The following is an 11,703-nucleotide window of genomic DNA, read 5'->3' on the forward strand; positions in this document are numbered from 1 at the left end:
GTGCTGCGCCGGCGTGGGTGGCCGCCGGCGCGATGGAGTGGCTTACCAGCCGAAGCCGGCACCGACGCCGACCGAGCTGTCGTCGCTGCTGAAGGCGCCGCCGAACGTCACCGTGGCGCGATCGCTGATCGCACGCTGGTAACCCAGCGACAGTGCCGATTCGCCGCCCTGGAAGCCGATGCCGACGCCGACCCGGTTCTGGGTACGGATGCCGGCAGCACTGGTGGCCATGTTGAGCATCGCCGCGCTCATCGCGCCCTGGCGGTCGATGCGGCGATCCATGTGCCGCAGGCGCCCGTCGATCTCGCCCTTGAACACATCGAAGCTGTCGGCGACGGCCTGCACGCGGCTGTCGGTGTAGCTGTTGGCGGTGGCCATGCCACGATCGAGCTGGCCCTTGTTGACCGCATCGGTGGCGGTGGTACCGGCCGCAACGTTGGTGACCTGGCGTTCGTTGCCTTCGCTGCCCACCGAGACCGTGTTGGCACGATCAGCGACCGAGCCCTGGCCCAGCGCCACCGCGTTCGCAGCGGTTGCATTGGCACCCTGGCCGATGGCGGTGGACGAGGCGCCGCTGGCCACTGCGCCGTCGCCCATGGCAACCGCGTTGAGGCCCGATGCCGGGGTGCCCACCGGGATGCCCGCGCCCGCCGCCGCAGCGGTCGGCGTGCCCTGCACGCGTGCGCTGCTGGCCGGTGCTGCGTCGGCCGCCGCCGGTGCTTCGGCAACGCTGGCCAGTGCGCTTTCATCCAGGGAGGCACTCATTGCGCGCAGGCTGGCAGCACCTGCACGCGTGCCACCTGCAGTACGGCGATCAATCTCACTGACCTTGCGGTCCAGCGCACCCAATGCATCGCCGACGTTGCTGTAGGTGGCGCCCTGGATCACATAGTTCGGTGCCACGAATACGCCCTGCATGCCGACGCTGGCACCGCCGCCGAGGAAGCTGGCGGCATCGCTGAGCGACTGGAACAGCTGGCCGCCATTGATCGCCTGGCGGCTGCCGGCGGCGATGCTGCCGGCACCGACATTGTCGATGGTGGTGCCCTGGAAGCCGGACAGGGTCAGGCGGTCACGACTGGCGTCGTCGTAGCCGACCGCACTGGCCGCCGTGGTCTCCACCGTGGCGATGCGCGAATCAAAATCGCCCACGCGAGTTTCCACCGCGCCCACGCGCTGGTTGGTGACATTGAGCTGGGAACCGGTCACCGCGTCACTGCTGCCGGCAGCGATGCGGCCATCAGCCACGTTGACGATGCGGCGGGTGGCCGGGCCATCGGTGGGGTTGCCACTGCCCACCGACACAACATTGGCATCCAGCGCACGCGCTCCAGCACCGATTGCAACCGAGTTGACGCCGACCGCACCCGCACCGGCGCCAACGGCCAGTGCGCCGGAGGCAGACACCGTGGCATTGGCACCCAGCGCGATGCTGCGTGCGCCCGCCGCATTGGCCACCGAGCCCATCGCTACCGAATCGGTACCGATGGCGTTCGCGGTTCCCGTGCCATTGGCGCGGAAATATCGGTTGGTGGTGTTGGCGGTGAACGCAACGGCGTCCAGCTGCCCGCGATTCACTGCGTCATTGATTTCGGTACCGTTGGCGACATTGGTGACCTGCCGGTTGTTGACGGCATTGCCGACGGACACGGTATTGGCACGATCGGCCACCGAGCCTCCACCCAGTGCGACACTGCCGGCAGCCGAAGCGTTGGCACTGACACCCACCGCCGTGGCATTCAAACCGGTGGCCTTGCTGCCGTAACCGACCGCAGTACCCAGGCGGCCGCTGGCTTCGGCATAGCTGCCCAGCGCCGAAGCGCCATCGGCCGAGGCACTGGCGCGGAAACCATTGGCCTGCGACTGCGTGCCGGTAGCCGTGGCCTGCGCACCGTTGGCCGTGCTGTAGGGGCCCTTGGCCTGGGCCCCGGCGCCAGTGGCGCTGGCGCCGGTTTCACTGGCGCTGGCGCCGCTGCCCAGCGCAACGCTGTCGACTCCACTGGCCTGCGCAGCATTGCCCAGTGCGGCAGCGTTGTTGCCGGTGGCCAGTGCATCGAAGCCAACCGCCGTGGCGTTGGTGGCCATGGCGTTGGCGCCGCTGCCCAGCGCGGTCGCGCCGTTGCCGATCGCATTGGCCGCATTGCCGGCCGCCAGCGCATTTTCACCATCGACCAGTGCACCGGCCTCGCCATCGGCATTGCCGCTGGCCTGAAACTGCCGGCTGGTCTTGTCGGCGACACTGGCAACGGCGTCGAGCTGGCCCTTGTTCACCGCATCGGTGGCTTCGGTACCGGCTGCAACGTGGGTGACCTGGCGTTCGCTGCCGGCCTTGCCAACGGCCACCGTGTTGTCGCGGTCAGCCTTGGAACCGGCACCGATCGCAACGCTGTTGCTGCCATTGGCGGTGGCATTGGCACCGAGCGCCGTGGCGTTGCTGCCTGCCGACCAGGCATTCCAGCCGATGGCGGTAGCGTAATCCTCGGTGGCCCATGCACCGGCACCGAATGCTGCCGCACCGGTGCCACTGGCGCGCGACGGAATCAGGCCGAAGAAGGTGCTGCCGCCGATCGCCACGCTTTCCGCACCGCTGGCTTCACTCGACTGACCCACCGCAACCGCGCCGGTGCCCGCCGCCGCGGCCCCGAAGCCCACCGCCGTGGTGTTGGCACCGCTGGCAGCCGAGCCGTAGCCGAGTGCGGTGCCAAGGCGACCGGTTGCTTCGGCATAGCCACCCACCGCTGTGGTGCCATCGGCGGAGGCCGCGCTGCGGAAGCCGCTGGCAAGGGACTGTGCGCCACTGGCGTTGGATTCGGTACCGTTGGCGGTGCTGTAGACACCGCTTGCCTGTGCACGCGCGCCCGCCGCGCTTGTCCCCACTTCGCTGGCGCTGGCACCGCTGCCCAGGGCCAGGCTGTCCTCGCCGGTGGCCTGTGCGGTGCTGCCCAGTGCCGCCGCGTTGGTGCCGGTCGCCAGCGCATCGATGCCGACGGCGGTGGCGTTGGCGGCCAGCGCATTGGCACCACTGCCGAGCGCAGTGGCACCGTTGCCGATCGCGTTGGCCGCATCGCCGGCCGCCAGCGCATTGTCACCCTCCACCAGCGCGCCGGTTTCACCATCGGCATTGCCACTGGCCTGGAACTGCCTGCTGGTCTTCTCCGCAGCGGCGGCTACGGCATCGAGCTGGTTCTTGTTGACCGCATCGTTGCCCTGCGTGCCATCGGCCACGTTGGTGATCTGGCGGGTGTTGCCGCCGCCGCCCACCGATACGGTGTTGTCGCGGTCCGCAATCGAATCCGCACCGAGCGCCACGCTGTTGGCCGCGCGCGATTCCGCTGCATTGCCCAGCGCGGTGCTGTTGATGCCCCCCGACCAAGCGCCACCGCCCACCGCCGTGGAGTAGTTGCCCGAGGCTTCGGTAGCCAGCACGCCGAACAGCGAGCCGCCGACGGCGACGCTGTTGGTGCCGGTGGCCAGGCTGCCCTGGCCGGTGGCGGTGCTGTAGGCGCCGGACGCTTGCGAATCACCGCCCAGGGCCACGCTGTTGGAACCCGAGGCGTTGGCGAAGTTGCCGAAGGCGGTGGCATTGAAGGCCGAGGCCTGTGCGTAGCCGCCGATGGCGGTGCTGTAACCACCGGTGGCTTCGGCACCGATACCGAACGCTGCCGCAGCCGTGCCGCTGGCCACGCTCTCGCTGCCGACCGCGGTGGCACCACTGCCACTGGCGTTGCTGAAGTAGCCCACGGCTACGGCTTCTTCGCCGGAGGCTTCGGACAAGGCACCGCTGGCGGTGCTGCCTGCGCCGCTGGCGATGCTGGCCGCGCCGAACGCTGCACTCTGCTCACCGCTGGCTTCGCTTTCCGCACCCTGCGCGGTGGCGTATTCGCCGGTGGCCTGTGCATTGGCGCCTACGGCACTGGCATTGGCGGCGGTCGCCAGCGCGTTGAAGCCGATCGCCTGCGCGTTGCCGGCCAGCGCATTGGCACCGCTGCCAAGCGCGGTGGCACCATTGCCGATGGCGTTGGCTGCATCACCTGCGGCCAGTGCGTTGTCGCCCTCCACCAGCGCACCCGCCACATCGTCGCCGTTGCCGCTGGCCTGGAAGAAGCGGCTGGTGGTTGCTGCGGTACTTGCCACCGCATCCAGCTGTGCCTTGTTCACCGCATCGGTGGCCTGGGTACCGGCGGCGACGTTGGTGACCTGGCGCTCGTTGCCGCTGCTGCCCACCGACACCGTGCGTGCGCGGTTGGCGACCGAGCCCGCGCCGAGTGCGACGGCGTTGCTGGCACTGGCATTGCTGCCCGCACCCAGCGCGATCGCACTTTCGCCGCCGGCCACCGTGTTGGTGCCGATGGCGATGCTGTTGATGCTGTTGCCCAGTGCCTGGAAGCCCAGCGCCACGCTGTTGTCGCCGTAGCCGAAGGCACCACGGCCGACTGCGGTGGCGCTGGTTCCGTTGGCCCAGCTGTTGTAACCGATCGACGTGGCGCCAGCGCCGCTGGCCCACGCCGCGTTGCCGAACGCCGAGGCATTGGTGGCGGTCGCCCACGCACCGGAACCAAAGGCGCTGGCGCCGCTGGCGGTGGCCCAGCTGTAGCCGCCCACCGCGGTACTGTCATCGCTGCTGGCAAACGCACTGTCACCCACCGCCACCGCATACGCGCCGGTGGCGCGCGACTTGCCGCCGGCGGCGAAGCTGTTGTCACCACTGGCCTTGGCCGCATTGCCGAAGGCGCTGCTGGCTGCACCGCTGGCCTGCGCAGCGCTGCCGACCGCCGTGGCATCGGCCACGGCCGTGGTCCCCACCTGCTGCGCCTTGCCATCTGCACCGATGATGGGTTGGTTGAACTCGTCGTAGGCCTGGCCCAGGCCACCGATGGCGACACCGCCATTGCCGGTGGCCGTGCTGTTGCGGCCCACCGCCACGCTGTCATCGCCGATGGCCGACGCGGCCGCGCCATGTGCAACCGCGCCGGCACCGATCGCATTGCTCGACGAACCGGCCGCGATGGCACCCTCGCCTTCCGCCAGCGCACCGGCATCACTGCCAGCTTCAGGCTGGGCCTGGAAGAAGCGCGCGGTGCTGTCGGCGGTGCTGGCCACCGCATCCAGCTGCGCCTTGTTCACCGCATCGGTGGCTTCACTGCCGGCTGCAACGCTGGTGATCTGCCGCTCGTTGCCGGCACTGCCGACGGCCACGCTGTTGGCACGCACCGCTTCGGAGTTCGCGCCCAGCGCGACGCTGTTGGCGCCGCGTGCCGTAGCGTAGTAGCCCACTGCGGTGCTCTGCGCACCACTGGCCCAGGTCTGCGCGCCAAGCGCGCTGGCGTTCTCGCCCGGCGCATAGGCGAAGTAGCCCACCGCAGTGGCTTCGGCGCCGGAGGCTTCGCTGAGGCTGCCGTTGGCCACGGCACGGTCGCCGCTGGCGATGGCGCCGGCACCCACCGCGGTCGCGGCTTCACCACTGGCCTGTGTCTGTACGAAGAAGCCCAGGCCGGGAATCAGGTCGGCCGGGCCACCAATGGCGACGCTGCTGGTGCCCGTGGCATTGCTCTGCGTACCCAATGCCGTGGAGTAATCACCGATGGCATTGGAGACCGCACCGAACGCCGACGCCTGCGCGCCGGACGCATAGGCCCCCACGCCATAGGACGACGCGGCAAAACCGCTGGCATCGGCACTGGCGCCGACGGCCGTGCCACCCACACCGGCACTGGTGGCGCCGGTGACCACCGGCACGCCACCACTGGTGATCAGCGGGTTGCCGTTGGCATCCACCGCAGCGCCACCGACGGCCACGCTGCCCGGTCCGTTGGCCTGCGCGTTGTTGCCGAATGCTGCGCTGTTCTGGCCCGAGGCCAGCGCGTTGTTGCCCACCGCCGTCGCGTTCTGCGCAACGGCAGTGGCACCGGCACCGACCGCCGTGGTGCCAGGGCCGATGGCATTGGCGGCCTCGCCTGCGGCCAGCGCGTCGTCACCTTCAGCCAGCGCACCGGCATCGCTGTTGCTGCTGCCGGTGGCCTGGAAGCGCTTGGCGGTGGCATCGGCCACTGCGGCAACATCCTTCAACTGGCCAACGTTGACCGCATCGGTATCTTCGGTGCCGGCGGCAACGCTGGTGATCTGGCGGGTCAGGCCATATCCGGCGGCACCGACGGACACGGTATCGACACGATCAGCCAGCGAACCGGCGCCCAACGCCACGCTGCCGGTAGCGACCGCGGCCGAATTGGAGCCCAGCGCGGTGCTGTATTCACCGACGGCCGTGCTGAACGCACCGACTGCAATCGAGGCTTCGTTGGCAGCCGTGGCGCCGCGGCCCAATGCGGTACTGCCGGGGCCCATCGCTACGGCACCGCCACCGACGGCGGTCGCGCCATCGGCGGTGGCTTCGGACAGTGCACCCAGTGCCGTTGCTGCACCGTTCTCGCTGGCGGCGTACGCGCTGGCACCGACGGCGGTATCGCCAAGGCCGAAGGCTGCTGCGCTTTGCCCGACCACCACGCTGGCATCGCCGATCGCCAGCGCGCCCTGGCCGAATGCGCTGGCGCCGATGCCTGCAGCAATGGCCTGGGTACCGATGGCAGTGGTGGCGTTGGCCAGCGACTGCGCACCGGCACCGGCGGCCAGTGCGCCCTCGCCCTCGATCTTCGCCGCGTCGCTGTCATCGCCTGCGCCGTCGGCCTTGAAGTACCGGTTGCCATCGGCGGCCACGTCGGCCAGCGCGGCCTGCGTGGCGCGCGCCTGCGCGTCCAGCTGCGCCTTGTTCACTGCGTCGGTCGCCTGCGTGCCTGCGGCGACATTGGTGACCTGCCGTTCCTTGCCTGCATCGCCGACGGAGACGGTGTTGGCACGCGTGGCTTTGGAGCCGGCGCCCAGCGCCACGCTGTTGGCCGCACTGGCACTGCTGTTGCTGCCAATCGCCACCGCATTGCTGCCCTTGGCCGTGGCCGAGCCTTCGATCAGGCACTTTTCGAGCAGCTTGCCGCTGAATGCCACGCAGGTGGCGCTACCGCCGATCTGCACCGACTGTGCGGTGGCAGAGCCACTCATGCCCAATCCCAATACCAGGCCCAGTGCCACCGCCAGCAGTGCGGGCGTGGCCTGTGTCGCACCACGGCGCTGGTCGACAACCCCACCGCTGCTGCTGTCGGAGGAAGCCAGTTCCGAGGCCACCACCAACTGACCCAATGCTTTGTTCCAGACCTTGCGATAAATCCGATTCATCGGTACGGCTCCTGATTGGACTGGTTTTGGGCAAAGCAACGCCACCGCTGGGCTTTCCGGCCCAACGTCCCCTGGGGGCGTTTATTCGCGTGATTTACTGCGGGGTATTGCCGAACGGCGCGCAGCGACAGAAAACCGAGCGCGTGCGCCAACCGGTTACTGCGAAATGAATGATTCTGAAACGGGGTTCAAGTGTTAACGGCAACTTTGCAGATCGTCAAGACTTTGACACGACAAATCCTATTGCCGTGAAGCAGTTCACTCTTTTCCCTGTTTATGAAAGGATTTTGTTAGCGGCGCGTGACGCAACCCTGTCGCCTGAAAATCCATGTAACTCGCGGGTGCATCAGGATTTTCACACGCGCAAAGAAAAAACCCGCCGATCAACGGCGGGTTTTTCCATACGCAACGGCATTGAAGCCTGCGCGGTGTGGTGCGATCAGCCGCACCACACCCGCGCGTTGCGGAACATGCGCATCCACGGCGAATCACCCTGCCACTCCGCCGGGGCCCAGCTCATGTTGAGCGCGCGCGGGGTGCGTTCCGGGTGCGGCATCATGATGGTCACGCGGCCGTCGCTGCTGGTCAGGCCGGTGATGCCGTCCGGCGAACCGTTCGGATTCAGCGGGTACTGGCTGGCCACGTTGCCGTGGCCATCGATATAGCGCAGCGAAACACGGGCCGCGGCCTGGTCGACCGCGTTGTCGAACACCGCCTGGCCTTCGCCATGCGCCACTGCCACCTGCAGGCGCGAACCGGCCATGCCACGCAGCAGGATCGACGGAGATTCCACCACTTCCAGCAGCGCGGTACGGGCTTCGAACTGCTCGCTGGCATTGCGGCGGAACTGCGGCCAGTGTTCGGCACCGGGAATGATGTCCTTCAGCTGGCTCATCATCTGGCAGCCGTTGCACACGCCCAGGGCGAAGCTGTCCTCGCGCGCGAAGAACGCGGCGAAGGCATCACGCAGCGCGCTGCGCTCCAGGATCGAGGTGGCCCAGCCACGACCAGCGCCAAGCACGTCGCCGTAACTGAAGCCGCCGCAGGCGACCAGGCCGGTGAAGTCCTGCAGGGCGACGCGGCCTTCGATCAGGTCGCTCATGTGCACATCGAAGGGCCGGAAGCCGGCACGTTCGAAGATGTTCGCCATTTCGATCTGGCCGTTGACGCCCTGCTCGCGCAGCACGGCCACGCGCGGACGCGCACCGGTGCTGATGAACGGGGCGGCCACGTCTTCATTGATGTCGAAGCTGAGCTTGGGCTTCAGGCCCGGTGCGTTGAAGGCACGGGCGATCTCACGCTCGGCGTCGGCGTTGGCCGGGTTGTCGCGGCGCTTCTGCATCGCGTGGGTGACCGACCACCATGCGTCGAACAGCGACTCCCAGCGCCATTCAGCCAGGTTCTCGCCAGCCAGCGACACGCGCACCACCGGTGCGGTGGTCGGCTTGGCGATGCGCTGCGCGCACTCGGTCAGTGCATGGCGCTCGACCAGATCGGCGAACGCTGCGCGGTCTTCGCGTGCGATCTGCACCACCGCGCCCAGCTCTTCGTTGAACAGGCTGCGGAATGGATCGTCGCCCCAGGCATCGAGGGTGATGTCCAGCCCCAGGCGCGACGTGAAGGCCATTTCGCACAGCGCGGCGAAGGCACCGCCGTCGCTGCGGTCGTGGTAGGCCAGCAGCAGGCCGGCCTGGCGCGCATCGCGGATCAGCTCGAAGAAGCCACGCAGGCGCTGCGGGTCGTCCAGATCCGGGGCAGCGCCGGCGAACGCCGGCAGGTCACCGTGGTCGGCATGCACCTGAGCCAGGATGGAACCGCCCAGGCGCTGCTTGCCGGCGCCAAGGCCGATCAGCCACAGCTCGCTTTCCACGTCGCGGTCGAGCAGCGGGGTCAGCTGCTGGCGCACATCGGCGACCGGTGCGAACGCAGAGATCACCAGCGACACCGGCGACACGCTCTTGTGCGCTTGGCCCTGGTCGTGCCACTGCGCCTGCATCGACAGCGAGTCCTTGCCCACCGGAATGCTGATGTCCAACTGCGGGCACAGTTCCATGCCCACGGCCTTCACCGCGTCGTACAGCAGCGCGTCTTCGCCCGGGTGGCCGGCCGCGGCCATCCAGTTCGCCGACAGTTTGATCTCATCCAGCGCATCGACCGAGGCCGCGCACAGGTTGGTCAACGCTTCGCCCACGGCCATGCGTGCCGAAGCCGCCGCATCGAGCAGGGCCAGCGGGGTGCGCTCGCCGATCGACATCGCCTCGCCGGCCACGCCGTCGAAGTCGGCCACGGTGATGGCCACATCGGCCACCGGCAGCTGCCACGGGCCAACCATCTGTTCGCGTGCGGTCAGGCCACCGACGCTGCGGTCACCGATGGTGACCAGGAAGTTCTTCGAGGCCACCGTCGGGTGCGCAAGCACGCGCAGGCCCGCTTCCTGCAGGTCCAGGCCCGCGGTCTTCAGCGCCGGCCAGCGCGGTGCCGGCGGGTGTGCGGTATCGCGGTGCATCTTTGGCGGCTTGCCGAACAGCACGTCCATCGGCAGGTCGATCGGCGCCTCGGCCGGGGTGTGGCCCGGCACGGCGCCATAGGCCACCACCAGGTGTTCCTCGGCGGTGGCCACGCCGACCGCAGCGAACGGGCAGCGCTCGCGGGCGCACAGCGCGGCGAACTCGGCCAGGCGCTCCTGGGCGACGCCGAGCACGTAGCGTTCCTGCGATTCGTTGCACCACAGCTGCATCGGCGACAGCGACGGATCATCGGTGGGCACCTTGCCCAGATCGATCACGCCACCGACCTTGGAGTCGTGTAGCAGCTCGGGGATGGCATTGGACAGGCCACCGGCACCGACGTCGTGGAAGAACTTGATCGGGTTGTTGCTGCCCATCGCCACGCAGCGGTCGATGACCTCCTGGCAGCGGCGCTCCATTTCCGGGTTGTCGCGCTGCACGCTGGCGAAATCCAGGTCCTCGGCGCTTTCGCCGGAGGCCACCGAGCTGGCGGCACCGCCACCCAGGCCGATCAGCATCGCCGGGCCACCGAGCACGATGACCGCATCACCGGGCTGCAGCTGGATCTTGTCGACCTGGGTACGGTCGATGGCGCCGAGGCCGCCGGCCAGCATGATCGGCTTGTCGTAGGCACGCACCAGATCGGCGCCTTCCGGCAGCTCGAAGCTGCGGAAGTAGCCAAGCAGGTTCGGGCGGCCGAACTCGTTGTTGAACGCGGCGCCGCCGAGCGGACCATCGGTCATGATTTCCAGCGCGGGCGCCATGCGCGGGTTCAGGGCGCGCGGCGCTTCCCACGGCTGCGGCAGCTCGGGAATGCGCAGGTGCGAGACCGAGAAACCGGTCAGGCCGGCCTTCGGCTTGCCGCCGCGGCCTGTCGCGCCTTCGTCGCGGATTTCACCACCGGCGCCGGTCGAGGCGCCCGGGAACGGTGCGATGGCGGTCGGGTGGTTGTGGGTCTCCACCTTGATCTGGAACGCGCTGGGCACCTGTGGTTCACGACGGTACTCGCCGCTGGCCGGATCGGGGCGGTAGCGCGACGCCGGATGGCCTTCGATCACCGCGGCGTTGTCGCTGTACGCGCTGAGCGTGTGCTGCGGGGTCTGCTGGTGGGTGTTCTTGATCATCCGGAACAGCGAGCGGTCCTGCTCCTGGCCGTCGATGGTCCAGCTGGCGTTGAAGATCTTGTGGCGGCAGTGCTCGGAATTGGCCTGCGCGAACATCATCAGTTCGACGTCCGACGGCGAGCGGCCCAGCGCGGTGAAGCGTTCGCGCAGGTAATCGATCTCGTCCTGGGCCATGGCCAGGCCGAGGCGCTCGTTGGCAGCCTCCAGCTGGTCCACCGGCACGCGTTCCAGTTCGCCGCGGGCGGGCGCCGAGAACAGCGCCTGGCCCTGCTGCACGGTCTCCAGCACTGACTGCGTCATCGGGTCGTGCAGCGCCTTGACCAGGGCCTGTTGCACGTCGGCATCGGCCGGCCAGCCCTGCACGTCGATACGCAGGCCCCGCTCGACCCGGCTCACCGGCTGGCCGGCACCGCGCACCAGTTCGGTGGCCTTGCTCGACCACGGCGACAGCGTACCCAGGCGCGGCACCACGATGCGGCTGACCGCGCCGTCGGCCACGGCTTCTGCCTGCGGCGCAGCTTCGAGGATGCGGCACAGGGTGGCGAGGTCGGGAGCGGCGCTGCCTTCGGGCTGCACGAAGTAGACGTGCCAGGCACCGCTGATGCGCAGGGAGGGAGCGATGGACTGCAGGCGGGATTCAAGACGTTCGCGGCGGAACGGCGACAGGGCGGGCGCGCCCTCGAGGACCATCATGTCCGGGGAACCGTAGTTGGGAAACGGGCCCGACATTGTACCGGAAGCGGGGGAAGGGCTTTGGCCGGGCGGCGCCCGGCACCCGCCGAGGCCAGGGCAACAGCAACAGCAACAGCAACGGCCAAAGCAAAAGCGGGGTTCCCGTGGGATGGCGG

The 11,703-nt window shown here is 68.8% G+C and carries 2 protein-coding genes; both read right to left on the reverse strand.

The annotated features are described in order from the left end of the window. Window positions 1–42 precede the first annotated feature (42 nt). A complete protein-coding gene (locus O0K41_RS07025; protein ID WP_197592248.1) occupies window positions 43–7,224 on the reverse strand; it encodes an ESPR-type extended signal peptide-containing protein in 7,182 nt (2,393 codons plus the stop codon). Window positions 7,225–7,663: 439 nt separating this feature from the next. After that, window positions 7,664–11,548, reverse strand: coding sequence for a phosphoribosylformylglycinamidine synthase (gene purL / locus O0K41_RS07030; protein ID WP_176414785.1), 3,885 nt, complete (start codon window positions 11,546–11,548; stop codon window positions 7,664–7,666). Window positions 11,549–11,703 lie beyond the last annotated feature (155 nt).

It is taken from the genome of Stenotrophomonas sp. Sm2128 (genome assembly GCF_030985535.1).
Taxonomy (GTDB): Bacteria; Pseudomonadota; Gammaproteobacteria; order Xanthomonadales; family Xanthomonadaceae; genus Stenotrophomonas; species Stenotrophomonas maltophilia.

Bases quoted from the DNA above. Each gene is read 5' to 3' on its own strand.
- O0K41_RS07025 (WP_197592248.1), bottom strand. From the start codon at position 7,224: ATGAATCGGATTTATCGCAAGGTCTGGAACAAAGCATTGGGTCAGTTG.
- purL (WP_176414785.1), bottom strand. From the start codon at position 11,548: ATGATGGTCCTCGAGGGCGCGCCCGCCCTGTCGCCGTTCCGCCGCGAA.